Genomic DNA, 26,750 nt, shown 5'->3' with positions numbered 1-26,750 from the left:
TGCATGCGTGATCTACCTGATAGAGCAACTATGCGGACAGAGGCGTGATGCTAAGTTGTACTAAAGTGAAACTTTTAATACATTTGCCAGGTGAATAGTAAAGTTAGAAAGGTCGTCTTCTACAAAGATTATTTCGAATTCTTCTTCCTAAAGCAAAGTGATAAAGTTCAGAAGAAAATTATCTGGACAATTAACTTGATAGAAGAGATTAAAGGGATTCCTGAAACTTATCTGAAGCGCATCAAAGGAACTGACGGGTTGTATGAAGTGAGGGTTCAAACCGGAAGCAATATTTACAGAATCTTTTGTTTCTTCGATAATGGACAGTTAGTGGTGTTAATGAACGGTTTTCAGAAGAAAACTCAAAAGACCCCAGGGCTGAGATCGAAAAGGCATTGAAAATTAAACAAGAGTATGAGCAAGAAAAGTAATATAATGACCCTTGATCAATTCAAGAATAAGCATTTTGGTGAGGTTGGCACGCCGAAGCGAGATGACTTGGAAGAAAGCTACGAAAATTTCAAAATCGGAGCACTAATCCACGAGGCTAGACTTGAAAGGGGGCTAACTCAGGAAGAACTTGCTCAAAAGGTGGGGACTACCAAGTCATATATTTCAAAAATTGAAAACAATATAAAGGAGGTTCGGCTATCGACCTTAAAGAAAATTGTGGAGCTCGGTCTTGGTGGACAAGTTGACCTTTCCATAAAGCTGTAAATCGATAACGGGATCATTTGAAGCTCTTTTGGGATGTTTCGCTGGCGATCCCAGGGAGCAGTGCTCTCAGGAAGAATTTGAGTTGATGGGTCGTTCTTAAGATACCTTAAGGCAACCGGTTTTCATGACGCCCAACTTTGTAAGAAAAAGTTAAAGTCATGAAAACAACAACATTCATTTTGGTCACGCTGCTCACCACTACGGCCGCAACGGCACAGCAAAAAGAAGCAGTAGGTGAAAGTCCCTGGGGCCCGGACGATGAAATAGGCACCCTCAACATGATGACAGAGGCATCGCAGCTAAAAGTGCTGTCGGAGATTGTCTCAGGTAAGGTTTACGACCTCAGCGTCGACTACTTCGTAGGCATGCCAAGCTTCCATTCCCTGGGCGACCCCGGTTATCAGTACTGGCTCACGCACACCCCTCACGGCACTGTTGTCGATGATCCTAACGGTTTGGGAGAGGCCATGAACCAAAAGGTAAGCTACACCGGAGATGCCATATCTATGTATACCCACATGGGTACCCACATTGATGCGCTGAACCATTTCGGGCTGAACGGACAAATCTGGAACGGCTTTACACCTGAAGAACACCTGGGCGACAAAGGGTGGAAAAAGACAGGTGCGGAAACCATTCCGCCTATCATTGCCCGGGGTGTGCTACTGGATGTGGCAGCTTCCAAAGGTTCACTTCCCAAAAACTACCGCATTACTGCCAGCGATTTGCAGCATGCACTCAAAAGGCAGCAAATGAAGCTGCAAAAGGGTGACGTCGTGTTGATTCGCACAGGCCAGGCTCAGCACTATGAGAATGCTGCTGACTATCTTGACAACTACCCAGGCATCAGCCTCGATGCCGTGAAGTGGCTGGTAGAAGAAATGGACATCATGCTGCTGGGCGCCGACAACCTCAGCTTCGAGGCTTTTCCACCTGAGCGAGCCGACAACTGGGTGCCGGTGCACACTTACCTGCTGGCTGAAAAAGGAGCCATGTTTATAGAGCAGATGTTCCTAGAAGAGCTATCGGCTGACGAAGTGTATGAGTTTGCCTTTGTTGCCGCCTCACTCAAGCTAAGAGGTGCCAGTGGCTCTCCTATGCGTCCGGTGGCATTTCCTATTCAAACAAAGCAATAAGGTCATGAACAATGCATTATTACTCCTCCTTTCATTTTCAGTAGGCGTTATGGTCGTGATCCAGGGTGTGATTAATTCCCGCCTCGGTGTCATGCTCCACAACTCGCTTGTGGCCACTGGCATAGCCCTGGTGATGAGTGCGAGTGTCACGCTGCTGGTGGTGGTAGCCACTGTAAGGCATCTTCCGACAGCAGGCGAGCTGAGGCAGATCCCCACCTACATGTGGTTTGCAGGTGGCGTTTTTAGCTTCATCGCTGTGTCGCTGTTTTACTATGTTATTCCCAGGGTGGGCATATCTACCGCAGTCACCTTCAGCCTTACCGGGCAGGTTATTTTCGCTGCCGTCGCCAGTCATTTTGGTTGGTTTGGTATGCCACTGGAGCCCGTATCAATAAAAAAGATCGCCGGTATGCTTGTAATGATTGCCGGCGTAGTACTTGTAAAATCATAAATAAGATGAACTTAATAGATAAACTTAACTGGCGTTATGCCACCAAAATATTTGACTCCGAAAAGAAGGTAAGCGCTCACGACCTGGCATTCCTGAAGGAAGCGATCAGGCTTTCGGTGTCCTCGTATGGCTTGCAGCTCTACAAAGTGCTCATCATCGAAAACGGTGACATCAGAAAGGAGCTCAGGAAGGCTTCGTGGAACCAAAGCCAGATAACCGATGCTTCCCACCTTTTCGTTTTTTGCAACTACACTCGCAACTACGACCAGCATGTGGATAGCTATGTTCGACGGATCATTGAATTGCAGGGAAAAGGTGATGACGGCCTGAAGCAGTACGGCGAATTTATCAAGAAGACCATTGCGGGCATGCCCACGGAAGAGCGAAAGAGCTGGTCTGAGAAGCAAACCTACCTCGCTTTGAATAACTTGCTGATGGCCTGTGCAGAGCTGAAGATCGATGCTTGCCCGATGGAAGGGTTTGATAAGCAGGACTACAATCAGCTCCTCGGCCTTGATGAACTGGGATTGAATGCGGCAGTCATTGCGCCGGTAGGTTATCGCTCTGATAACGACGAAACCCAGCAACGACAGAAAGTAAGAAAATCGATGGAGGAATTGTTCCAGATGGCTTGATGACAAGGAGGGGAATGCGTTCAGGCTTTTTGCCATTGGCGAGGTGTCTTCGTACCTGACAAGCATTTCTTAAAACAAGAATAACACGCAGCCATGTGTGTTATTTTTGTTTTAGTGCCATCTTGGTGGATTGTTTAAAGTCAACGCTTGTCATGTTCAGCAATAATTTAGTGAGACTGTTCTTTCTGCATGCTGTCATCTGTGTGCAGCCAATCGTTAGCCAGGCCCAGCAAGTAAAAAATGTGCCAGCAGCTTTTGAAGCCTTAAGTCCCGAACCCGAAGTGATTTTGCTAACGAATGACATCGACGTGCCTACGAAATCAGGCCATTTGCAGGGTGTACAAGTGATGGAAAAGGACGGAGCTGAAAAGCTGCTGATGTCGGGCAGCTCGCTTACCCAGGCCTATATTTTGCAAGCCGATTTGGAAACAAGAAAGACTGACAAGCTCATTCCTTTGATGAAGGAACCGTTTCGCCATGCGGGAGGCATTCAGGTGACTGATAAGTACCTGGGCGTGGGCATTGAAGACAATATGAAGAAAACAGTATCGAAGGTGCACTTGTACAACTACAAAGACGGAAGCCTCTACGGGGATAAGCCAGCAATAACCATCGACAGGGAAGGAGCACCTGAGCTGAAAACTTCCGGTGCAACGGGGGTACTGGCGTTGGAAAATGACTACCTGATGGTTGTGAGCAATTGGGACAGCCGCAACTGGGACTTCTACCGAATAGACCCCGACAAACCAGATAAGTCGATCATAGCTTCTTTTGCTGCTCCTTCCGACTGGGGGAGCTACCAGTCCATCAACCTGATCAGGGATGAGGAGGCCATTTACGCCATTGGGTTTTACAAGACTGACGATGGCAACTACGCCGATCTAATCCTTGTGAGTAAGCCCGGGGCTTTTGAGCCGATCATGGAAAAAGTGCTTAGCAAAGCCTTTAACTGTAAAGGCGACGTGAGTTTTGGTGCCGCTGCTGGCTTGCAAGTGGACAAAGAAGGAATATTGCACCTGTGGGCCAACCAGCCAAATGCCCTAAAGCAGATTACAGTGAACAAATTTTCTCAACGATAAACTACCTCGTGAGCCCCATCTTTTGGGTGAAAATTTCGTATATTAGAAAAGGCAGTCACTGCTCTTCGTTCCTTTCTCTGTCAAATATCCCCTTTTCTTTGCAGCGCAGCTAATACTCATTTGCTACGCAGCAAGTACCCTGTTTGCTGCGCAGTAAACGACTGAAACATGCCTATCTTTCAGGTCAAACATAGCTATGATGCCGGTGAAATGTAGCTATGTTGAGGAGAAATTGTAGCTATAATGGAAGTTCATTATAGCCATGTTTCGAGGTGGCCCTTGTTATGACAGTTAAGTAAGCGGTTTTAGTTGTGCAAGGTGCGGAGTAGACGGACGATCAATAGTCGCATAATATGTGTATATTATACGTTTTTAAACGGATAGAGGTATCAGAGTGTCTTTTGTTGGTCATTTTAAGAATGAGAACAAAAGAAAGTTATAAGGGAAATATAGGTAACTAGTTGCGTATATTCGGATGGACAATGTGATCTGCTATGAGAAAATTAATACTGACTTTTCTGCTATTTCCCAACCTATTGCTCGGTCAGGTGATTGTGGACGATCAGGTAGACGAGTCTCTGATAACCGTTTGGTCGACCGAAAACCCTTCAGGGTACGAGGGTGTTTACAGGTTTGGCTGGTCGGAATGGGAATCTGAATTTTATCTGGCTGTAGATGGAAATATTATCTCCGCTCAGGTTAAGGACCATGATTGGGTAGAATCAGAAGACGAGAACCTTAGGGGCTGGCAAGCTCAATATCGCAACTACCACAATGTGAGAATTATCGGGAATAAATTTTTCAGCGACGAGACCAACGGAGAATTTGTTAGGTATGTGCGTAATGGCGAGAAAATTAATGGATTGAAGCTGGACACTCCTCCAAACGTATCCGAGTCTGGATATGAAATTGGACTATTTCAGACTGGCGATAAATTGAAATTCTTCGATGGAAAATATCGTCAAACAAAATTTGAGATATTATCAGATGAAACCTTAAAATCGTATTTAACAGAACAGTTGAAAATTATGCGTAACGAAATATTTGCTAGATATGGCCACGCTTTTATAAAGGGCGGGGAGATGGCTGAATATTTTGGGCGACAACGGTGGTATTACTCACTCGACCGAGATGCAACACCATTTTTGACTGAGATAGAGAAACAAAACATTGCTCATATTCGAGCCGTCGAGGCGAACAAAAAAAGTCCATAACACAAAGCTAAGACATTATGGGGCCTTACCTGCAAGGAAATCGCAGTGGGGATTGCAGTCCCCGCCACTTTGTGTATTTTTATTCATCGGCGTGGCTATTTGCGGAGGGCAGCGGTATCTCTTACCAATCCCCACGCTGCTTAGCTAGGTTAGCATCAATAGGACTGCGTAAATGAAGAAGTACATAATCCTGGCAACCCAGTTATCAACTATATTTATCCTAGGGATTCTTCTTTTAATGCCAATAATACGGAACACTTCTCTCGACATGGAAGCCACAATGATTGGCTCATTCTTTCTGGCATTTGGCGTTTCTGGGGTTGTGGGATTTTTCTGGAAGACCAAAGTGGGGTATATGGCTACATTGACTTTCCAATATTTCACAACTATATTATTTTTCTTTTCAGCACTAGCCTGGAAAGGAAATTTTCTGTTCAATTCATCGATCACAGCAATTTCTGGACTATCATTCTACGCAGTCTTTCTACTGAACTCTGAAGCCTTCCGCAAGGATTACGGTCATGAAACAGTCGGATATGGGCGAAATATTACCTCGGTAATCTTGGGTCTGCTCGTAGCAGCTTCACTTGCGATTTTGTATCATCACACTTAATGTTTTGCGTTGACATCAATGGGATCTTCTAAATGGCTAAAATTCTGTGCGTAATTCTCATGACACTAACCACCGCTGTATCAACGGCGAGACAGGTTGAGCAAAGCCAAGCAAAAAATGCTTCTCTTAGCTTCATCCGAATAAACAGAAACGGCCATCAAATCGATACGACCTACAAGCATCTGAACTCAATCGCTTTCAAGGACTCGATATATTACCTGACTTACACAACTCTAGATGCTGATGGTGACATTACCAGGACAAGTTACGAACTTCCAATTTCCAACTCCCAACGGACAAAACGCCTCCTGCTAGACTCCACTGACTATCGGCTCAAATACAAAGGTTTAATGTATTTAAAGTACGACAAGCAATACACCGCATACAAGTTTCTATTTGACGACCCAAATGCCGACGACGAAGAAATGAACTATTACTTCATTCCTGAATTTGGCGTCGTAATTTTCAGATTCCGAGCATGGGGAGGTTATGAGCGACTGATCAACAACGGCCAGCAGGACGATTTCGACAGACTCTTCTATCTGACGGAAAAGATAGTAAGCGACTTTAACGGCTTCTACCATCCAACGGACGAATAAAAGATGCTAACAAGGGCCTAAAAATGAATGTGGGCTGTTCAAGTAAGTGGAGTGTTGCTGGCTTGGAATGCCCGGCACAAAAGTTAATTTTATCATCGGCGTGGCTAGGTGGTGATGGATGCGGAGCTGCATAAAACCCCCACACTCATTTTACCGAGGCGTCAGCAGCATTGTCAACTGACAGTAACAACCCCGACCAATCTATACCGCTTTTCACAAAGCTTTTTGTAGGCATTCTGTAATCCTTTAACTTATCTTTATTCCTGGCAAATGCCGGATGTCATTAGCATGACCCTATCTTAAACTACCTATAATGAAAAAAATCAATTGGATTGTTGCAGTCGTACTTCTGGCCACGGCTTGCGGCCCGGCCAACAAGGAAGAACAGGCCAGCAACGAAGAAGCTGAAGCTTCGAAACTCAAGGTGCTGATCGTTGACGGTCAGAACAACCACTACATATGGCCTAAAACCACCATGATGATGAAGGACTACCTGGAGGAGACTGGCCTCTTTGAGGTTGACATCCACCGCATGGATTCCGTGTGGCTGGGTATCAAATACAACAAGTCCCGCCCTGCTGCCTACGAGTACTATATCCAAACCTATCCATTGGATTCAACCGCATACGCCATTTCTAAAGATCCGGTGAAAACCTCCCGGTTTTCAATTGACTTCAGTCAGTACGATTTAGTGGTTTCTAACCTCGGTGCGGCAAGTCCAAGGTGGCCTGAGGCTACAGAAAAGGCTTTTGAAAAGTACATGAGCGAAGGCGGTGGGCTGATCGTGGTGCACGCCGCCGATAACGCCTGGGGCGATTGGGAAGAATATAATAAAATGATTGGTGTGGGTGCCTGGGGTGGCCGTGACAGCATCACAGGCCCTTATGTGTACTACAACGATGCCAACGAGCTCATCATTGATCCTTCCGCAGGCTTTTGCGGCTCACATGGCGCTGAGTACGAATTTCTAATGACCACACGTGCCCCCGAGCACCCCATTATGAAGGGTTTGCCTGCCGCATGGATGCACACGCAAGACGAGCTATATGAGCGCATGAGAGGCCCATGGGAAAACGCCACCGTGCTGGCTACTGCTTATGCAGACGTGGAGGGCAATTCACCTCCATGGAACCCTAAAGTAAAAGGTATGGGACAGCATGTGCCACTGCTGATGGCGATGGACTACGGCCAGGGCCGTGTTTTCCACACCGCTCTTGGTCATTTCGACTACTCCATGGAATGCGCAGGCTTTATCACCACGCTACAGCGTGGTGCAGAGTGGGTGGCAACAGGTGCGGTTACCCAGGCCATTCCGACAGATTTTCCTTCAGAGGAAAAGGTAACTGTTAGGAAATGGGACAAATAGAAACGACGGGCGTAAGTGTCTTTCGTTACCTTGAGTTCAGTGAGAGGCAAGTTTCACGGCGTTTTCGTAAATTTGAGTTATGAGCAGAGAAGAAGTAAAAACAGCCATTCAAGAGCTCCTGGATAATTCCTCTGAACAAGTGCTCAATGAGGTTTTTGAATACTTGAAAGCTACGAAAGGAAAATCTCCGGAAGCCGTGTCTCTTTCCAGCCATCTTCGGACTATCCTGACTGAAGACAAAGAACTGCTGGAAAGACTGGCCCAATGATTTCGGAACAAGAAGTTCTTGGAATTCACTCGATCCTAATTGAACGGTTTGGCGGATCAAATGGAGTCCGGGATGTAGGGCTTTTACAATCGGCGCTGGGTCGGCCTTACCAAACATTTGATGGTGGAGAACTTTATCCTACAGCAATTGACAAGGCAGCGGCAGTTCTGGAAAGTATCGTCAAAAATCATCCATTTATTGACGGAAACAAGCGAACTGGATATGTGCTGGCCAGGCTTCTGTTAATGAACGAACAAATGGATATTTCTGCCAGCCAACAAGAGAAGTATCAATTTGTGATCGATGTTTCAACTGGTAAGCTGACCTTCGAACAGATCAGGGACTGGCTTCAAAGAAACTCAAAGTAAGCGAAGCAGGATAGATATGCCCGCTGCGCCAGCCAACGACACCACCATTTGTCCCATTCTATCATGGTCAATACTTAGCTTTTCGCTACATTCAACCATCAATCAAACCCAACCTATGAAAAAGTTTATACTCCCCTTTATTACCCTGCTCCTTAGCGTAGGATTTCTGCAGGCACAAAAACTGTCTCTTAAAGTCGGCTCAGAAAATGTGTCCATGAAAATCGGCCAGTCGGTGCAGCTAGAAGCTGTGGTGGTAGATGCCGCCGGAAAAAAGGTAGCAGACCGGGACTTTATTTTTTATTCAAGAAACCAGCGTGCTCTGTCTGTAGTAGACAGCACTGGAATGGCTACGGCGATCAGGCATGGAGAATATGGTGTGGTAGTGATAAGCCCGGGAGAGCCCATGCTCAGGGCGAACATTACCGTCAATATCGCACCAGCGCCCATAGCCAAAGTAGCTTTCGGCCCAATCCCTGACAAGATTTATGCAGGAGTGAACGTGCCACTTACGTTGGTAGTTACCGATGAAGCCGGATTTGAGCGCCCCGAAGTCACTGTCTCGCTGAAATCGTCAGATGAAAGCAAGGTGGCTGTTGCGCCGTTTTATAAATTAATTCCCCGTGAAAAAGGCAAAGTGACCCTAACAGCCTCGGTTGGCGGTGTGCAGGGAAAGCTGGAGGTGAATGTATTGGAAAACCCCATTGCTAAAATCGATTTGAAAGCCGACATGACGGAAGGCCGATCTGGCGATGTATTTACACTGACTGCCGTGGCGATGGATAAAAGCGGCAATGTAGTGGCCGATGCCCCCATCAATTACTCATTTACTGGCGAATCGTATGATGTGTCTGCCGCTCCGTCGGGTTTAATGACAAAGGAAGGAAAGTTTGTAGCAGATCAGCCCGGGCTCTATGTGTTGAATGCTACCTGTGGCCCGGCTGCAGCCTCTGTCACTGTGAGCGCCAACAACCGCAATATCTCACGGAAAATCGACCTGGTAGGTCAGGGTTCAGTCAACAACAAGCACACATCCGACTTCTGGATTTGGGAGGGGGTTGATGGAAAAGACTACGCCGTAACCGGCACATGGGGCGCCGACGGCACGGCCTACTTCTGGGATGTAACCGATCCAGCCGACATGATGCTGATTGACTCTGTGAAAGTAGATGCCCGGACTGTGAACGATGTAAAAATCTCGGAAGATGGGAAAATCTGTGTGATCTCCAGAGAAGGTGCTTCCAACAGGAAAAACGGCCTGGTAATTATCGACGTGACCAACCCAAGGGATGCAAAAGTGATCTCAGAATTCTCTGAGAACCTCACTGGCGGTGTGCACAATGTATTCATTTACAAGAAGCATGTTTATGCGCTAAGTGCCGGTAGAAAATACTACTCGATTAATATTGAAGACCCGACCAAGCCTAGAATTGTAGGTGAGTTTGAGCTGGACACCCCCGGCCACTCCATCCACGATGTGTGGGTGCATGATGGCATCGCTTATTCTTCTAACTGGGACGACGGCGTGCAACTGGTCGACGTGGGCAATGGCATTGCCGGTGGCTCTCCCTCGAACCCGGTGCAGTTTGCCAGCTACGCCTATCCAAGCGGATCGAACCATGCGGCGTTCCCTTACAAAGACGAAAAGACTGGTAAATTCTACGTCATTCTCGGCGACGAAGAGTTTCCTTACGGGCTGGATCCCGATGGCCGTAAGCCAGGCAGAGCGGCAGGATTCCTTCATATCATTGACTTCACAGACCTTAAAAACCCCAAAGAGGTGGCCTGGTTCCAGGTGCCATTTGCTGGATCGCACAATTTCTGGATAGAAGATAATGTGCTGTATGCAGCCTTCTACAATGGAGGTGTGCGGGTTGTTGACATCAGCGGCGAGCTACTTGGCGACCTCAACCGTCAGGGCCGTGAGATTGCCTGGATAGTGCCGGAGGATCCCGATGGCTATATATCCAATGCGCCATTTACCTGGGGAGCACAACCACACAAAGGCCATATTTTCTATTCCGACTGGAACAGTGGCTTGTGGTCGGCCAAGCTTAGACCAGTGGTGCCAGAGAATGCTAAGATACAAACTAAGTAGGCTGACGCTTTGCATATGAACACTATGATCAAATCATTCCTGCTGTCAGCGGCCATCTTCTTTGGTTACACTGCTGGTGCGCAGAATTACTATGTGTATGTTACTGCTGAGTCGGAGGATGAGGTAGCGCTCATAAAATTTGACGGAGCAAAGGCCACAGTGGAAGAGACCATTGCTGTGGGCATCTGGCCAGCAGAAATTGAAGGGCCGCATGGTATCAATGTAAGCCCCGACGGCAAGTATTGGTACCTGTCGCTGGCACATGGCAACCCTTATGGCACGCTCTATAAGTTCTCCACTGCAACGAATCAGGTAGTGGACACAGTCAGGCTGGGGCTTTTCCCCGCCTCTTTGCAGGTGTCGAAAGCGACTGGCCTGTTGTACTGTGTGAATTTCGACCTGCATGGCGACATGGTACCCAGCACGGTGTCGGTGGTAGACCCCGAAGAAATGATAGAGATCGACCGAATAGAAACCGGGGTCATGCCGCACGGTTCCAGGATCTCTTTCGATGGGATGTACCACTATTCCGTGGGCATGATGTCGGGCGAGCTTTTTGAGATTTCAACAACTAAGCTAAAAGTCACCAGAAAGCTGAACCTGGACGGAAAAGAGGAAGAGCCGGCAATGGCCAGTATGGGTGGTATGGATCACAGTTCGATGGATCATTCAAAGATGGATCATTCACAAATGGGGCACTCTATGATGGCCTCTGGCGGTGAGAAGATGTATCATAGCGCTGTGAAACCTACCTGGGCCATTCCTCATCCGACAGAGAGAAAAGTGTATGTGGCTGGCAACGGATCGGATGAGATACTGGAGGTAGACCTCGATAAGTGGGCCATCACCAACCGTTTCAAAACAGGAAAAGCACCCTACAATGTGGACGTCTCACCAGATGGCCGTTGGATGGTAGCGACCTACAAAGGCAGCGCCGAGACAGGTGTGTGGGACTTGAAGAAAGCGAAGGAAACCGCCAGGATAAAGAATACCCGCAAAGTATCGCATGGGGTCTCCATTTCATCCGATAGCAAGTACGCTTTTGTTTCCGTAGAAGGGATAGGAGGTGAACCAGGCACCATGGATGTAATCGATATCAAAAAAGGGACAAAAGTAGCTTCTGTTGACATGGGCAAGCAGGCTGGTGGGATTATTTTCTGGAAGATGGAGTAACCCCATGGTCGCAAGAATTTTAACAAAAAGGGTCAGTTGCTGACCCTTTTTGTTTTACCAGCTGCTACTTTTATTGATGGTGGGTTTCTGAGCAGGAGGGTGCAGTATGGATATGTCATTGGCAAGAATTTAATTGGCTTACCGAAGTGAATAAATATCAGATTGACATGAAATTCTACCCTTTCCTCTTACTACTCTTCACCTTTTGCACCTCAAAGCAGAACAACGAATTCATTGTTGCAGATGAGTCATCGGTGACGACGATCTACGTGGATGAAAGCACTGACGAGCTTGTCAAGTGGGCCGTAGCCGATCTTGCCAGCGACGTTGAGCAAATGACTGGAAAGAACGTGCAAGTGGTTGCCGCCAACGGCTTTAGCGCAGACCTTGCCGGGATTTATGTTGGTGTGCTTAATGATCAGCTCATTGAAAGTTCGCCCGCTGGCTATCAGGCCCGGCTTTCCGGCCAATGGGAGAAATTCATCATCAGAAAGGAAAGTGGAAGCTTGTTTTTGGTAGGTAGCGACGTTAGAGGAACCGTGTATGCCGTGTTTGAGCTGGCAGAAAGGATAGGCGTCTCTCCCTGGAAGTGGTGGGCCGACGTTACGCCAGGCAAAGCAGCATCCATTAAACTGGCGTTGCCTGCCGAAGGAATTGAGGAGAGCCCATCGGTGCAGTACCGGGGTATTTTTTTGAATGACGAGGATTGGGGCCTGCAGCCCTGGGCAGCCAAAACCTTTGAGCCTGAAACGGGAGACATTGGGCCTGGAACCTATGAGAAAATATTTCAGCTGCTACTCAGGCTAAAGGCTAATACTATCTGGCCTGCCATGCACCCCTCCACGAAGGCATTTTTTCAGATTCCCGGCAATAAGGAAATGGCCGAAAAATATCACATATCCATTGGCACTTCCCATGCCGAACCTATGCTTAGAAACAATGTGGATGAGTGGGATGAGGAAGTATATGGAGATTTCAACTATTTCACGAACAGCGAAAGGGTAAAACAGTATTGGCAGGAGCGAATTAGTGAAGCCAGGAATGGAAATAATATCTACTCGCTTGGAATGCGGGGTGTTCACGATTCGGGAATGCAGGGAGACGCCACTACTGGTGAGAAAGTGGAGTTGCTGGAAACGATCATCGCCGATCAGCGGGAAATGTTGATGGATAGTATGGACAAGCCGATTGAAGAGGTGCCGCAGGTTTTTACTCTTTATAAAGAGGTATTGGATCTTTACAATGAAGGCTTGAAAGTGCCCGACGATGTCACCCTGATGTGGACAGACGATAACTATGGCTACATTCGCAGGCTAAGCGATGAAGCGGAACGGAAACGCAAGGGAGGAAGCGGTGTCTACTACCATTTGAGCTACTGGGGGCGTCCCCACGACTACCTTTGGCTCTCCACCACCCAGCCGGGGTTGATTTGGTACGAAATGAGGAGGGCCTATGAAAATGGCGCTCGAAAAATATGGATCGCCAATGTGGGCGATATCAAACCTGGCGAGTATGATATGGAGCTTTTTCTCGACCTGGCCTGGAATATCAATAGCGTTTCTGAGGCGACAATTGAGCAGCATTTGATCGATTGGTTTGCAAGAGAGTTTGGAGGCGAAAGTGCGAGTGAAATAACCGACGTACTACAGGAATACTATCGTTTGGCCATGTTACGCAAACCTGAGTATATGGGGTGGAGCCAAACGGAACCTATTACACCCACAAGAATGAGTGAGTTTAGTACAAAGGGCGGCAACAACGAGGTGCAGCGGCGAATGGATGCTTATGCTGAACTTGTTAGAAGGGTAGACAAGATAAAAACGGCTGTTTCCGAAGGCAGGAGGGATGCCTACTTTCAGCTGGTGGAGTACCCTGTGAAGGGTGCCGCCTTAATGAATGATAAATTTTTGCTTGCGCAGCAATCCTTCGTTGCCACTGACCCTGCCGAGAAATTGCAACTGGCCGACCAGGCACAAAGCGCCTACGAACAAATTGCTACTCTTACTGAAAAGTACAACACAGGGGTAAGCAATGGCAAATGGGAGTGGATGATGTCGATGCATCCACGGGATCTTCCTGTGTACGCTATGCCGGACTATCATTTATCGCCTCCGTCAGATGGGAGTCAAAGTGCCGGAGAAAGCCCACAAGATTTTCAGATAGCCATACAGGCCAATGAGTTTGTAGCAAGCAAAGGCGCTGAAAACTTTGAGTGGAAAGTCGTTGACGGACTTGGTTATAGCTCCGCAAGTGTGACGCTCTTCCCATTTGAAAACCACAGTTTTTCGAATGAACTGCCTTATCTTGACTACCAGTTTAGCCTGGATAAAGCAGGGGGCTATGAGCTGGAAGTTAGGTGCCTCCCTACGCACGCCAACCAATTCGACTTTACTGTAGATATAGAAGTAAATCGGGGAGAGCGAAAATCTTTTTCTATCAATACCAGGGGGAGGAGTGAGAAGTGGAGGACCAATGTGCTGAGGAACTTTGTTTCGGTGATGTATCCATTTACTGTTCAGAAAGCTGGCATCCAGACGGTGCGAATCTATGTCAATCAAACGGGAATAGTCATTGATCAGCTCGCCGTGTTGCCTGAAGGACATCCGGGTTACTACGAAATCGTTCGCTCAAAATAGACGTCTTGCGGCTGGTTAGCATAGCTGCTATGCAGCAGCCCGGTCTCAGTGAGTAAAGTATGTCAGGCAACCGAAAAGCTTTGCTATATTTAACAACTGAATCTTAATAAAAAGGCAGGTTAATATCTGTAAAAAAGCGAACCTACTCTATCTACTATGAAAGCTACCAAATACCTTTTTGCCATTCCTCTCCTTTGTTTTATCGCCTGTAGCGCACCCAAAGAGGAAGCAGGCGTGGTTGCCAACAATGAAATAGCCAAAGCCAGGCTCGATTCGACGCTCAACGGCCTGGTAGAAACGGGCATGGTGGCGGGCGCTTCTGCGCTGATTTTTGAAAAAGGAGAAGAAGTATACTTCAATGCCTATGGATATGCTGATCGGGAGGCCAAAGCGCCCATGGACAGAAACACCATCGCCATCATTTATTCAATGACCAAACCGGTGACGGGTGCGGCGCTGATGACGCTTTACGACAAAGGCGCCTTCCAGCTAGACGAGCCACTGTCGAAATATGCTCCGGAGTTTGCGGACATGCAGGTGTTTGCAGGGATTGATTCTGTTTCCGGGGAAATGATACTGGAGCCGCTGGATCGTCCGATTACCATCAGAGACATTACCCGCCACACGGCAGGTTTTGCTAACAATCCCAACATGCCGGGCTTGGGAGACATGCTGCGGGAGGTAGACCCCGCTAACCCGAAAAATACCCTGGTGCAAATGGCAGAGAAGATGGGCACCATACCGTTGATGTTTCAACCCGGCACACAGTGGGCCTATGGTCCGTCGGTAGATGTACAGGCGTTTTTGGTAGAAAGGATTTCGGGGGTGCCTTATGGCGAGTATGTGAAGAAAAATGTGCTTGACCCACTCGGGATGAACGAAACCAGGTATTTCGTGCCTGGGAGCGACCGTGACAGGCTATCGGCGCTGTACAGAAAAGACGAAAGTGGTAACCTGATCCAGTTACCTGACTCAACAGCGCATGCTTTTAATACCAATCAATGGGCACTTACTCCCGGTGGCTTCGGCCTTACCTCAACTGTAGACGACTATATGCGCTTGGCTCAGATGTATGTCAATGGTGGCAGTCTTGACGGTGTTACGATTTTAAAGCCCGAAACCGTGAAACTGATGGCGACCAATCACCTCGATGAAAACATCAAAGAGCGCATGTGGCTGCCCAGCAAAGGGCAAGTTGGCTTTGGGATTGACTTTGCCGTGAGGTTACGTCCACCTGCGTCTGCCGATGAGAACCATGGCATTGTAGGTGAATTCTTCTGGGATGGCGCTGCCAGTACCCTGTTTTGGGTGGATCCTGTGAACGACCTGACGGCTGTATTATTCGTGCAGATCATGCCGTTTGCCGGACAGGTACACAAGAAGTTTAGGGATGCAGTGTACGGGCCTTATGTGCCAGGCGAGGTGAAGTAAGCGTTTCAACTTTTAGGTATAACTATTTATCCCCCAGATCGACTGCCGTCAAAGTCGAACTGGGGGATTACTGTTTTTAAGGGCCACGTCGTCCGTTGGAATAAGTTTTCACTGCTCTACGTTTGTAGAATAGAAAAGTTTCTCTACATTTGTAGAGTAAGATAGATAACCAACATATATCGCAGATGAAGTTGTCACAAAAGGAAGAGGAATTGATGAATTACATATGGCAATCGGACGAGACCTATATGAAGGACCTCATCGATGCCTACCCCGAGCCAAAGCCGGCAGTAACTACCATCGCCACTTTGCTGAAGAGACTTACCAACAAAGGAGCCATAGGATTTCGGGCCAATGGCAATTCGAGGGCTTACTACCCACTGATCGGGAAGTCAGACTATTCTACGTCTTATGTCAAGAATATGATTGCCACCTTCTTTCAGGGGTCGTCCGGGAGGTTTGCCTCCTTTTTTACAAAGAACATTAAGTTAAGTAAGGAAGAACTGCTTGAGCTTCGGGATATGATTGATGACCAACTTAAAGAGTCGGACAAATGATTATTTACGTCATCCGCTTCAGTCTGTCTTTGGCCATTGTTTATGTTTTCTACAAAGCTTTTTTTGAGAACGAAAAGGGTCATGGGTTCAACAGACTGGTGTTGTTGGGTGGTCTGGTCGTGTCGCTAGTGGTGCCGATTATCTCCGTCGATACGTCGCAAAGCGTAAAAAGTGCCATCACGGCCATTGAGCCATATATCCCGACGAACTATTTCTTTTGGGAGTGGCTGGCAGGTGCTGTCTATCTACTTGTCGTTGCCGTATTGCTGGTGCGCTTCTGCGTCGATATTTACAGGTTTCTCAGGAAAGCAGCCCGCCATGAACGGTGCCGGTACGGCCGGGCTATAGTTGTGCTCCTGACAGAAGAGACCTCACCTTATTCCTTCCTTCACTATATTTTCATCAACAAGGCTCAGTTTGAGGCCATCCCGCCGGAACTATTAAAGCACGAGTTGGCTCATGTGCAGCAGTGGCATACGCTCGATATCTTCCTGGTGGAATTGGTGAAAGTGCTCGTTTGGATCAACCCAATGGTGGGGAGGTACAAAAGGGCGATGCAGCTCAATCATGAGTTTCTGGCCGATGGCGATGTGCTCAGAACGCACGATCTCCGCCACTATCAGGCCATTCTGCTGAGCTATCTTGATGGCCAGCAACCGATGAACATGGTTAGTGGTTTCAATTTTTCTCCTACCAAACAACGATTCCAAATGATGACAAAGGGAAAGAGCCGCATGTACTCACTGAAGCAAGTACTCATTATTCCGATGCTGGCGGTCATTTTGATCTCTTGCTCCGATAATCCCGGTGTGTCGGGCAAGGAGATGCTGTACTACTGGCGTTATACCGCTGGTATGCGAGAAGTGTTGGAAACCGGCGAAATGAGCGAAAAGGACCTGAAGGAGGGGATTCTGTTGCCGATAGAAACAAAAGGGCAATACGACACGCTTATGAGTATCTACAAAAACATGAGCAATGGCCAGCGGGGGTCAGTTTATAAACTTCCCGCATACCTTGAGCCTCTCACCGACGAAGACTGGCAACAAATGAAACAGAGCATGCAAGCTCAGTAAATCAAGTCTCACTACTACATCTAATACTTCCATCATATGAACTATCATGGCTTGAACAACTATGCAAAAATTTTCCTGGCCCTGGTCTGCCTGGTCATCAGCGGCCACACCGCCAGTAGCCAGGAGCAGCAGTCTTCTTACCTGCTTCAGCTAGGCATGAAGGACAGCGTCTATTCGAAAGTCTTGAAAGAGCAAAGAGACTTCTGGGTGCAACTCCCTGAAGGCTTCAACCCGGAAAGCAAGACGACTTACCCGGTCATTTATCTACTGGACGGCGGCGCACAGTTGGGTGCACTGGCGGCAGTGTATAGCTATTACACCGGCCACCACCTGCCCGACATGATTCTGGTGGGTATTTCCAACCGAACCAATCGGACGAGGGATTTGACCACCTCTGAAGTCAAGTTTCGGAATGGGGGCGAAGTGAGAGAGGCTACCGGTAGTGCCGAAGCCTTCACCCGTTTTCTTGAAACTGAGTTGATCCCCTACGTAGACGGAAAGTATCCAACCTCACAGTTCAAAACGCTCATAGGGCATTCTTACGGCGGCTTGTTCACCATCAACACGCTGGTCAATCACACCCATGTGTTCGACAATTACATCGCCATCGACCCCAGCCTCGATTGGGACGACCAAAAGCTCATGAAAGAAGCAAAGGAAGCGCTAAAGAGCCGGCAGTTCCAACGGAAGTCGCTTTTTATAGGTTTAGGTGCTGGGCAATTGCATATGCTAGATGAATCAGTTACCCTGGATAACGTGATGCAGGACACCTCGGAATACAGCCTGTTCGGCCGTTCTATTATTGAGTTTTCCAGGTTCGCAGAAAGCCAGCAACAAAACGGCCTTTCCTTTTCTTGGAAGACGTACCCCGATGACTATCATTGGACTGTGCCGCTACCTGCTTTGCGTGATGGGCTCATCAGGCAGTTTGAGTGGTACCAGCTTCAGTCGCCCACAAAATACAGCAGCCCTGACACACCTTTGAGTGAATTGCTCACCCTGATCAAACAGCGGGAGAAAGTGCTGAAGGACCACTTTGGTTATTCGTATCCAGCCATGCCGGAGGAGCTTTTTATCCAGACAGGCTACATGTACCTGCAAATGGGGCAGGTAGCGAAATCAGAGGTGTTTTTTAAGATGGGGATTGAGTACTATCCGGGAAGTGCCAATGCCTACGACTCAATGGCTGATTATTATGAATCACAGGGTGATTATGCCAATGCCCTGGCTAACCTGACAAAAGCGTTTGAGATTAGCGGTGCGGAGTACTATGCTGAGAGGATGAAAAAACTAGAGAAGATGTAGCTGTTGGCGATGAAAAACCTTGTTGGGTGGGTTAGCTCGCTAGCCCCAATCCACCCACTACTTCCCAAACAATACCCTTCTCAGGCATGCCGTCCAGTAGAGGCATGGCTTTGGCAATAGCTGCTCTCACACTTTCTAGTTTCAATGAGTTCGCATGATCTTCCTTGGATTCCCAAACCTCCGATATGAGGATGATATCCTCGTTGTCCGGGTCTTTGCCGATAAGATACTGCAGGCAGCCTGGCATGCGGATGTCTGTCCCTGCGCTTTCCATAAGGATAGCGATTAACTCATCGCATTTTCCAGGCTTGGCTTTAAGTTTGCCGAAAAGGCCGTATTTGGGATTGGTTTTAGCTGCCATGTTTATTCTTCCAGTTTTAGTGCGTAGATAGTGGGCCAGTACTTGCCGGTTACCAGCAACGATTTGGTGCCTTCGTACCAGGCAATGCCGTTGAGTACATCCACTTCAGGGTTTTTGATCCTGGCTTGTTCGGCCAGGGCGGAGAGGTCGAGAACGCCTATGACCTCACCATCGGCAGGGTCAATTTTTACGATGGAATTGGTTTGCCAGATGTTGGCGAAGATATATCCGTTTACATATTCCAACTCGTTGATCATGGTTACGGGCTGGCCCTGGTAGGTAACAGGAAGTGTTTTTATGACTTTGAGGGAGGCGCTATCAAGATAAAACAGGCTGCTTTTGCCGTCGCTCATGATCAGGTCTTTGCCATCGTGGGTAAGTCCCCAGCCTTCGGTTTCATAGGTGAACTCATTCACTTTTTCGAACGTGTTCAGGTCGTAAACAAAGCCCTGCTTGTTCTTCCAGGTGAGCTGATACACTTTATTGTTCAGGATAGTAATCCCTTCGCCAAAGTACTCTTCAGCCAAATCCACCTTCTTTTCCGGCTTGCCTGTTTTGATATTAAGCACACCAAACCATGAGTGCCCTTCTTCGCCGGTGCTTTCATACAGCTTGCCATTGTGCACAACAAATCCTTCGGTGAAGGAGCCGGTATCATGAGGTAATTGGCTGTGGATTTTAAAGTCTATTATATCCGACGTAGCTTCTTCCTTTTTGTCGGTTGAAGTACAGGCCGCTGCCAACACGGTAATGATAAGCCAGGAAAAGCTTTTGTAAGTCATATAGTACAGTCTACTTTTCCTGGCAATTTAATTACTTTACTTTCTCTATAGGAGAAAAAAAGGCCCAACTTTTCCAGAAGAGCAGTTTCTTGAAGAAACGCTGGTCTCCATATTACTTTGCTGCAATCGGTGCTTTTTTTGACCTTCCCCAGCCCACAAAAAAGGCCAACGCCATAAAGACCAGATTAAAAGCAATGCCTGAGTATTCGCCTCTGCCGGCATGAAACAAGGCAGCCAGCAGCATGACGATGACCAGCCCCCAGCCAGCGTATGCTGTGAGTATAGGCTTGATACGGGTGAGGGCAGGAAGGATTAAACCCAACGCCGCTGCAAGCTCAGAAGCACCGATGAAACGGACAAGTGCGGCCGGTATGTCGCCGGGCCACACCATCTGGGCAGCCAGGTCGGAAATTGGTGTCGTAAGTTTCATAAAACCGGCCATGCCGAAAGAAAGGGCAAGGAGGACTTGTACTACCCATAGTGCGACATGAAGTACTTTTGAGGGTTTTTGTTCTGTAGCCATAGTATTTTGCAGATGTTTCTTTAATGAATGTACATACATTGATAAGAAAAAACATCTTTATAATGACTTACTTACACTATACTTCAGGATAGTATGGCCTCAATTGTAAAAAAAAACACAATTTATGCCTCCACAATGCCTTTTATCTGCTCGAGAATGCCTGCCCATCCTCCTTCATTCATTGTGTCATCATACCGTTTTTGTCCTTCGGCCACTGTTGAGTAGTCTCCCTGGGTGACTGTGAATTCGGTGCTTCCACCTTTCTCCACTAGCCTATAAGTAACGATAAGGTGATTTTCAGGCAAATCGGGGTAGGTGCCATTGGGATCGAACGTGGTGTAGGCAAGTGATTTTCCTTTGTCTATGCTGACCACCTTGCCGGTAACCGCCACCAATTCTTGCCCGTCAAACACGCCTCTCCAAATGATTGAACTCCCAGGCACCCAGTCGGTCACAGGTTCGCAGCCAAACATGTATTTTTTGGTTTGTTCGGGGTTAACAAGAGCATCCCACACTTTGGAGGCGGGCGCAGCAATAGCAACAGTGTTTTTGATTGTCATTTCTTTGGGCATGAAGCAACGGCTTTAGATGAAACATACGACAAAGAAACGTGGCCTACTGACAACCCTATGTCAGTGGCTCAGCTGAGCACCTCGGGGTTGATGATATAGGGAACCTTACCAGTCGTGTAGAATTCGATAATATTGACGGCCGCCATTCTCGACATTTCATTTCGGGCGTTGACCGAAGCAGAGCCAATATGGGGCAGCACAGCCACGTTTTCCATTTCGAGCAGAGGGTTGTCTGCTTTCATAGGTTCGGGGTTGGTTACATCAAGCCCGGCGCCCCAGATCGTACCTGCCTTCAACGCTTCGATGAGGTCGGTTTCATTATGAGTGCCACCACGGGAAGTATTGATAAAAATAGCCGAAGTCTTCATTTTATCGAAGGCTTCCTTATTGAATATACCTCTGGTTTCATCGCTGAGTACGCTGTGCACAGAGATAACGTCACTTTTCTCCAGCAACTCATCGAAGCTCACTTTTTTGGCTCCAAAGCGTTTTTCTGCTTCTTCGTTCTGGCTGCGGTTGCAGTAAATGATCTCCATGTCGTAGGCACCGTGGCACCGTTTGGCCATTTCCATGCCGATGGCCCCGAGACCAAAGATGCCCAGCGTTTTCCCTTTTTGCTCCAGACCCAGGTTGGCTTTTGGCTGAAAGGCACCCCATTCGCCTCTGCCAATGGTTTTATGCATGTGAAAGAACTTGCGGCTCACTGCCATCATCAGACCGAAGGCAATGTCGGCAGTCGCATCGCTCATGGCTCCGGGCGTATTGCCAACTGGGATACCTGCCTTGATCGCAGCCGGTATGTCGATGTTGTCGTACCCTGCCGCAAACTGCGATACAATGTCGAGATGGCTGCACTCCTGAAAGAAATTTGCGTTTAGTTTGTCGGCGCTGAGGGTAACGATGGCGTGCATTTGGTTTGCCTTCTCGATCAGCTCTGGCTGTGTCATCGGTGTCTTCCCTGGCCACACCGTTACCTGAAAGCCTGCCTCTTTCAGCATGTTGATACCGAGGTCTGGAATTTCTCTAGCTACAAGTACTTTGGTTTCGTGGGCCGGTCTTTTCATAACAACGTGATGGGGTTTGATGCAAAGATAACAGCCAAACCGGGTTTATTGGTTTTGAAGACTGCTTACTGATGTAACGAATGACAGGGTCGTTTGTGTTCGCTTGCAGCTACATAAAAAAGGGCCACCCCTAAAAAAGGATGGCCCGTATTATCACGCCTGGGAAGTTTCTACAATATAGTTAATCAATCAGATTGAAGAACCTGCGCCACCTGATTTTGTTCAGGAAGCTTTCCTGGGCATCAAGTGACAGCCAGATGAAGGCAGCCTCACCCACCACGTGGTCGGCAGGTACAAATCCCCAAAAGCGGGAATCTTCAGAGTTGTGGCGATTGTCGCCCATCATAAAGTAGTAGTCCTGTTCGAACGTGTAGTCGGTCACTTCCTGGCCGCCAATATACAGTTTGTAGTCTTTTACCTCAGCATTTTTATGGCCTTCGTAGTCAACAATGGTGCTGCCATACTTGGCAACGAGTGTGTCGTTCAGCTGAAGCTTCATGCCCTCATAGGGTATTTCAAGAGGCCCCCAGTTGTCGGCATTCCATGGGAAATAATTGGCGTCAGGAAAAATTCGAGGGTTGGGCTGATCCGACGGCATCAAGGTGCTTATCACATCTTCTATAAAAGGTTCTGCCTTCAATAGTTCGGCGGTGGCTGGGGTAGTATGCACCAGATAGCCACCCTGAAGCTGGTTGTGCTCTGAGATTTCGTATTTCGCAAATACCCTGTCGTTGATCCTTTGATTAGTTTTTATAAAGTACCTGTATTGCATCAGCTCGGGGTTTTCACCCTTTTCACCGTTTACGTACACTTGCCCTTCTCTTACTTCCACCACGTCGCCATGGATACCAATACACCGCTTGATGTAGTGGGTTTTCAAATCGACCGGATGCTCGAACTCGGGTGGATAGTTAAAAACAACCACATCGTTTCTTTCCACTTCGCTAAAGGCCGGCAAACGATATTGCGGCAATTGGATCCAGTCGAGGTAAGAAGGGACGTCGGTACCCCAGATTTTGGCATGCGTTAAAGGTATTTGAAGAGGAGTGGCCGGGGTGCGGGCACCATACGACACTTTGCTTACAAAAAGGAAGTCGCCAACGAGCAGAGATTTCTCCATGGAAGGGGTGGGGATGGTGAAAGCTTCCATGAAAATCCACCGGATGAGGGTAGCGGCTACCACTGCAAAAACAATGGCGTCTAACCACTCTCTCAGAGGAGATTTTTTCACTTGCTCCTTTTCTTCCCTTTTACCAAAAAACTTCAATTTCATCTGTATAAAATTTAATTTTTAGCGGCCAGATGGAATAGCCCAAACCCTTTGAGAATGAAAGTCACTTATCTAAATGCCTTCATTCATTTCGCTGGGTATGGCTCTCCTTATGGCTATTTCATGTGTATATAATTGTTTTTCAATGGCCACATCGATCGCTCGGCGAACCGCCGCCGAAGCGGGAATAACCTAAACCCCTTTGAAAATGAAAACGGCTTGTTTAAATACCTTTACTCATTCCGTTGGATATGGTATTCCTTATGGCTATTTCATCTGTGTCTCTAATTTATTCCGGCTATTCGCCCGCAATAATAACTAAAATTTTTCACCTTCTTTTGACCCCATCAAATCATCCATGCCTCTTACTCCTTTTTTGTCGAGTAACCACTCGGCAGCCACTACAGCCCCAAGAGCGAAGCCTTCCCGGCTGAAGGCCGTGTGTTTGATTTCTATTTCGTCGATCGGTGATGTGTAATGTATGCTGTGGGTGCCTGGCACATTCGTCATTCTGAAGGATTCGATACCTAGCACACCGGGATTATCACATTTATCATTGATCAGTTTGGTGAACTCAGGGCGCTCTTTTTGGATCCCTTCAGCCAGTGTAATGCCTGTGCCACTTGGAGCGTCTTTTTTCTCTGTGTGGTGAATCTCCTTTAGCCCTACTTTGTACTCAGGGTAGTCTTGCATTAGCCTGGCTAAGCCTCTGTTCAGCCGAAAAAACAGGTTGACGCCAAGGCTATAATTGGAAGCATAGAAAAAAGCTCCATCATTTTTTTTGCAGCTCTCCACCACCTCATCCCATTTGCTAAGCCAGCCAGTGGTGCCGCAAACGGTCGGGATGTTTACTTCCATCAACGAGGTGATGTTTTTTACTGCACCTTCCGGTTGGGTAAATTCTATGGCGATGTTGGCGCCGCTGTCTTTCACAAGCTTTCCAACATTCTCCACCTGGTTTTCAAGCGTTCCTGCAATCTCGTGGCCACGTGAAATGGCTATTTTTTCAATGGTTTTACCCATTTTTCCATAGCCAACTAAAAATATCTTCATCCTTAAAAACTTATTTTAATGCCCAGGCCTGCGTAGGCGTAGCCATTTATATTGCCAATAGTGGGTGTGTAATTGATGACAAGTTCGTCATTTATATCAAATTCATCGAGGTGGGCAGCGATATGTGCGTCTACAATATTCAGCATGTATACCACGCCGGAAATAACAATCATATAGTCCCTGTTTCGCCGAAAGCTGTCAGTATTTCGGCGCAACGCCGTTTCGTTAAACCTCGGAAACGGGTTGATAGTGTTCGGATCCTCGTCTACTTCAGCAAAAAGAGATTGCCGGAAGATGTTGTAAAGACGGTTGTTGGTGTAAATCATATGTCCCAAGACGATGAAGGCACCATAGTAAACAGGCACTTTCCATATTTGTCCAACATAGGCCTGTCCCATACCGGGAAATATGGCGGAAAGCATGGCAGCTTTTTGAGGATCAAGCGTGCTGAGCTCTTCTTCAAGCATGATGCCTTTGGGGAGGTTTGAAACGCTATCTCCACGTATGATCAGGGGCTCGCCGGTTATTACTTCAACCGAATCACCTGATATTTCCTGGGCTTGCACAAATTGACATAAAAAAAGCAGCAACGCCGCCAAAGATATACATCTCCAGGCAGGTGTAGCTGCAATCAATTTTAAAGCTTCCTTTCGGAACATCAGATGTTCAGTATTTCCAAAATTCTGTTGAGGTCCTCGGTAGAAACAAAAGGTATTCTAATTTCTCCTTTGTTTTTTTCATCTGCCTTAAGCGAGATCCGGGTGCCAAAGTGCGAAGATAGTTTATTTTGGAGGTTTTTTACTTCGGGTGATAACGAAGGATTTGCCGTTTTATTGAGATTGGGTGATTCCGGCGCTTTTTGAGTGTACTCCCTTACCAACGACTCTACTTTTCTGACAGAAAGATCTTCGCTGATAATTTTCTTAAAGATACTCAGTTGGGTAGCAGGATTGTCGATACCGATAATAGCTCTTGCATGCCCCATGGAAAGCCTGCCATCACGCAGTGCTATCTGGATATCAGGAGGAAGCTTCAAAAGCCTGAGGTAGTTGGTAACAGTTGTTCTGTTTTTGCCAACCCTGTCACCCAGCTCTTCCTGCTTCAGGTTGCATTCTGAAATAAGCCGCTGATAGGAAAGTGCAATTTCAATGCTGTTTAGGTTTTCCCGCTGGATATTTTCTATTAGCGCCATTTCCAGCATTTGCTGGTCGTCGGCCGTTCTGATATAAGCGGGAATGCTTTCCAAGCCGGCTAGCTTTGATGCCTGCAAACGACGTTCGCCGGAAATCAGCTGAAACTGGTTTTTGCTTAATTGCCTAACGGTAATTGGCTGAATAATACCCTGAACCTTGATGGACTCAGAAAGCTCGGCCAATGCTTCTTTGTTGAACTCAGTTCGTGGCTGAAACGGATTGACCTCGATATGCGCTACGGGAATCTCGCCGATAGCGTTGGCCGTACCTGCTCCTGAACCACTTAGTTTTTCGGAAGTGTTGGTATTGTCATCAAGCAAAGCCCCAAGGCCTCTTCCTAAAGCATTTCTTCTTTTAGGTAGTTTATTGTCCGTCATCAAGCGCTCACTTTTGGAATCCTCATTTCATTCCTTTTCAGGATCTCTTCGGCCAGGTTGAGGTAGCTGATGGCTCCTTTGCTTTCTGCATCATGAGCAATAGCCGGCAGGCCGAAACTTGGAGATTCACTTAACTTAATATTTCTTGGTATGATTGTTTCAAACACCAGTGACTTGAAGTGGGTATTTACTTCTTCCACCACCTGGTTAGAAAGCCTGAGTCTCACGTCGTACATGGTGAGCAAAATGCCTTCTATTTCAAGCTCTGGGTTAAGCCTGGATTGAATGATCTTGATAGTATTCAGGAGTTTCCCTAAACCTTCGAGGGCGAAGTACTCACACTGAACGGGCACCATTACGGAATCGCTGGCAACAAGGGCATTGATGGTGATCAAACCCAATGATGGAGAACAGTCGATGATGATGAAATCGTACTCATCCTTCACCAGACCAAGAGCCGTTCTCATTTTTTCTTCTCTGCCGCTGATGCTTACCATTTCTACCTCGGCACCTACCAGGTCAATGTGGGAAGGCATCAGGTACAGGTACTCCAAATCTGTTTTTACGATGGCGTCGTGCGGATCGTCTCCGTTCACCATACACTCGTAAATACTAACTTCCACCTCCTTTGGGTTCAAGCCTACACCTGAAGTAGAGTTGGCCTGAGGGTCAGCGTCTACAATGAGGGTCTTGTACTCCAAAGCGGCTAAGCTGGCAGCTAAATTGATGGCCGAGGTTGTTTTACCTACTCCGCCTTTCTGGTTCGCAATCGAAATGATTTTGCCCATGAGAAAATCCAAAAATTGGTTCAGGAAACTGGTTTAAACCTCCAAATAAGC

General features: G+C 47.4%; 29 protein-coding genes. 19 read left to right on the top strand and 10 right to left on the bottom strand.

Annotation, left to right across the window (positions count from 1 at the left end; all coding sequences use genetic code 11):
• Nucleotides 1-90: 90 nt before the first annotated feature.
• From RIG68_RS17525 to RIG68_RS17435, 19 genes are all read left to right on the top strand, one after another.
• On the top strand, nt 91-399 hold the full coding sequence (locus RIG68_RS17525) for a type II toxin-antitoxin system RelE/ParE family toxin (RefSeq protein WP_350125099.1): 309 nt from the start codon (nt 91-93) through the stop codon (nt 397-399).
• 15 nt (nt 400-414) lie between these two features.
• Nucleotides 415-717, top strand: coding sequence for a helix-turn-helix domain-containing protein (locus tag RIG68_RS17520; protein WP_350125096.1), 303 nt, complete (start codon nt 415-417; stop codon nt 715-717).
• A gap of 158 nt (nt 718-875) precedes the next feature.
• Nucleotides 876-1,853, top strand: coding sequence for a cyclase family protein (locus RIG68_RS17515; RefSeq protein ID WP_350125093.1), 978 nt, complete (start codon nt 876-878; stop codon nt 1,851-1,853).
• 4 nt (nt 1,854-1,857) lie between these two features.
• Complete coding sequence (locus RIG68_RS17510; protein ID WP_350125090.1) at nt 1,858-2,304, top strand: DMT family transporter; 447 nt, start codon at nt 1,858-1,860, stop codon at nt 2,302-2,304.
• A 5-nt stretch (nt 2,305-2,309) separates the two neighbouring features.
• On the top strand, nt 2,310-2,939 hold the full coding sequence (locus RIG68_RS17505) for an NAD(P)H-dependent oxidoreductase (RefSeq protein ID WP_350125087.1): 630 nt from the start codon (nt 2,310-2,312) through the stop codon (nt 2,937-2,939).
• 152 nt (nt 2,940-3,091) lie between these two features.
• On the top strand, nt 3,092-4,018 hold the full coding sequence (locus RIG68_RS17500) for a hypothetical protein (RefSeq protein WP_350125084.1): 927 nt from the start codon (nt 3,092-3,094) through the stop codon (nt 4,016-4,018).
• A gap of 494 nt (nt 4,019-4,512) precedes the next feature.
• A complete protein-coding gene (locus RIG68_RS17495) occupies nt 4,513-5,232 on the top strand; it encodes a YARHG domain-containing protein (RefSeq protein ID WP_350125081.1) in 720 nt (239 codons plus the stop codon).
• A gap of 172 nt (nt 5,233-5,404) precedes the next feature.
• Nucleotides 5,405-5,845, top strand: coding sequence for a hypothetical protein (locus RIG68_RS17490; protein WP_350125078.1), 441 nt, complete (start codon nt 5,405-5,407; stop codon nt 5,843-5,845).
• A 32-nt stretch (nt 5,846-5,877) separates the two neighbouring features.
• Nucleotides 5,878-6,444, top strand: a complete 567-nt coding sequence (locus RIG68_RS17485) for a hypothetical protein (RefSeq protein WP_350125075.1) — start codon at nt 5,878-5,880, stop codon at nt 6,442-6,444.
• A gap of 313 nt (nt 6,445-6,757) precedes the next feature.
• Nucleotides 6,758-7,810 carry a ThuA domain-containing protein gene (locus RIG68_RS17480; RefSeq protein WP_350125072.1) on the top strand — a complete coding sequence of 351 codons (1,053 nt, stop codon included), beginning with the start codon at nt 6,758-6,760 and terminating at the stop codon, nt 7,808-7,810.
• 79 nt (nt 7,811-7,889) lie between these two features.
• Entirely contained in the window at nt 7,890-8,078 is a 189-nt protein-coding gene (locus RIG68_RS17475) for a hypothetical protein (protein WP_350125069.1), read from the top strand.
• Nucleotides 8,075-8,446: a type II toxin-antitoxin system death-on-curing family toxin gene (locus RIG68_RS17470; protein ID WP_350125066.1), complete on the top strand. Its 372-nt coding sequence runs from the start codon at nt 8,075-8,077 to the stop codon at nt 8,444-8,446. The genes RIG68_RS17475 and RIG68_RS17470 overlap by 4 nt, the downstream gene beginning before the upstream one ends.
• 115 nt (nt 8,447-8,561) lie before the next feature.
• A complete protein-coding gene (locus RIG68_RS17465; protein ID WP_350125063.1) occupies nt 8,562-10,541 on the top strand; it encodes a hypothetical protein in 1,980 nt (659 codons plus the stop codon).
• 24 nt (nt 10,542-10,565) lie between these two features.
• Nucleotides 10,566-11,714: a YncE family protein gene (locus RIG68_RS17460; protein WP_350125060.1), complete on the top strand. Its 1,149-nt coding sequence runs from the start codon at nt 10,566-10,568 to the stop codon at nt 11,712-11,714.
• Between the two features lie 167 nt (nt 11,715-11,881).
• Entirely contained in the window at nt 11,882-14,350 is a 2,469-nt protein-coding gene (locus RIG68_RS17455) for a glycosyl hydrolase 115 family protein (RefSeq protein WP_350125057.1), read from the top strand.
• A 156-nt stretch (nt 14,351-14,506) separates the two neighbouring features.
• Nucleotides 14,507-15,781: a serine hydrolase domain-containing protein gene (locus tag RIG68_RS17450; RefSeq protein ID WP_350125054.1), complete on the top strand. Its 1,275-nt coding sequence runs from the start codon at nt 14,507-14,509 to the stop codon at nt 15,779-15,781.
• 185 nt (nt 15,782-15,966) lie between these two features.
• The gene (locus RIG68_RS17445) at nt 15,967-16,338 is read left to right on the top strand and encodes a BlaI/MecI/CopY family transcriptional regulator (RefSeq protein WP_350125051.1); all 372 of its coding nucleotides are present in this window, start codon (nt 15,967-15,969) and stop codon (nt 16,336-16,338) included.
• Nucleotides 16,335-17,411: a M56 family metallopeptidase gene (locus RIG68_RS17440; protein WP_350125048.1), complete on the top strand. Its 1,077-nt coding sequence runs from the start codon at nt 16,335-16,337 to the stop codon at nt 17,409-17,411. Before RIG68_RS17445 ends, RIG68_RS17440 begins: the two co-directional genes overlap by 4 nt.
• Before the next feature lie 36 nt (nt 17,412-17,447).
• Nucleotides 17,448-18,716, top strand: coding sequence for an alpha/beta hydrolase-fold protein (locus RIG68_RS17435; protein ID WP_350125045.1), 1,269 nt, complete (start codon nt 17,448-17,450; stop codon nt 18,714-18,716).
• Nucleotides 18,717-18,747: 31 nt separating this feature from the next.
• Here the strand turns inward: RIG68_RS17435 and RIG68_RS17430 are convergent, their stop codons facing one another.
• The 10 genes from RIG68_RS17430 to RIG68_RS17385 all read right to left on the bottom strand — a co-directional run bounded on the left by RIG68_RS17430 (nt 18,748) and on the right by RIG68_RS17385 (nt 26,699).
• A complete protein-coding gene (locus RIG68_RS17430) occupies nt 18,748-19,077 on the bottom strand; it encodes a putative quinol monooxygenase (protein WP_350125042.1) in 330 nt (109 codons plus the stop codon).
• 2 nt (nt 19,078-19,079) lie between these two features.
• Nucleotides 19,080-19,859 carry a glutaminyl-peptide cyclotransferase gene (locus tag RIG68_RS17425; protein WP_350125039.1) on the bottom strand — a complete coding sequence of 260 codons (780 nt, stop codon included), beginning with the start codon at nt 19,857-19,859 and terminating at the stop codon, nt 19,080-19,082.
• Nucleotides 19,860-19,971: 112 nt separating this feature from the next.
• The gene (locus RIG68_RS17420) at nt 19,972-20,382 is read right to left on the bottom strand and encodes a DoxX family protein (RefSeq protein ID WP_350125036.1); all 411 of its coding nucleotides are present in this window, start codon (nt 20,380-20,382) and stop codon (nt 19,972-19,974) included.
• Between the two features lie 122 nt (nt 20,383-20,504).
• On the bottom strand, nt 20,505-20,954 hold the full coding sequence (locus tag RIG68_RS17415) for an SRPBCC domain-containing protein (protein ID WP_350125033.1): 450 nt from the start codon (nt 20,952-20,954) through the stop codon (nt 20,505-20,507).
• 68 nt (nt 20,955-21,022) lie between these two features.
• The gene (locus RIG68_RS17410; RefSeq protein WP_350125030.1) at nt 21,023-22,018 is read right to left on the bottom strand and encodes a 2-hydroxyacid dehydrogenase; all 996 of its coding nucleotides are present in this window, start codon (nt 22,016-22,018) and stop codon (nt 21,023-21,025) included.
• A gap of 181 nt (nt 22,019-22,199) precedes the next feature.
• Nucleotides 22,200-23,291, bottom strand: a complete 1,092-nt coding sequence (lepB, locus tag RIG68_RS17405; RefSeq protein WP_350125027.1) for a signal peptidase I — start codon at nt 23,289-23,291, stop codon at nt 22,200-22,202.
• Between the two features lie 315 nt (nt 23,292-23,606).
• Nucleotides 23,607-24,341 carry a 4-hydroxy-tetrahydrodipicolinate reductase gene (gene dapB / locus RIG68_RS17400; RefSeq protein ID WP_350125024.1) on the bottom strand — a complete coding sequence of 245 codons (735 nt, stop codon included), beginning with the start codon at nt 24,339-24,341 and terminating at the stop codon, nt 23,607-23,609.
• A gap of 2 nt (nt 24,342-24,343) precedes the next feature.
• Entirely contained in the window at nt 24,344-25,000 is a 657-nt protein-coding gene (locus RIG68_RS17395) for a DUF5683 domain-containing protein (protein WP_350125021.1), read from the bottom strand.
• Nucleotides 25,000-25,911, bottom strand: coding sequence for a ParB/RepB/Spo0J family partition protein (locus tag RIG68_RS17390; protein WP_350072029.1), 912 nt, complete (start codon nt 25,909-25,911; stop codon nt 25,000-25,002). Before RIG68_RS17390 ends, RIG68_RS17395 begins: the two co-directional genes overlap by 1 nt.
• On the bottom strand, nt 25,911-26,699 hold the full coding sequence (locus RIG68_RS17385; protein WP_151997090.1) for a ParA family protein: 789 nt from the start codon (nt 26,697-26,699) through the stop codon (nt 25,911-25,913). The genes RIG68_RS17390 and RIG68_RS17385 overlap by 1 nt, the downstream gene beginning before the upstream one ends.
• Nucleotides 26,700-26,750 lie beyond the last annotated feature (51 nt).

The organism is Imperialibacter sp. (assembly GCF_040222385.1).
Classification (GTDB): Bacteria; Bacteroidota; Bacteroidia; order Cytophagales; family Cyclobacteriaceae; genus Imperialibacter.
Note: the sequence above shows the minus strand (reverse complement) of the source record. Positions and strands in the feature narration are given on the sequence as shown.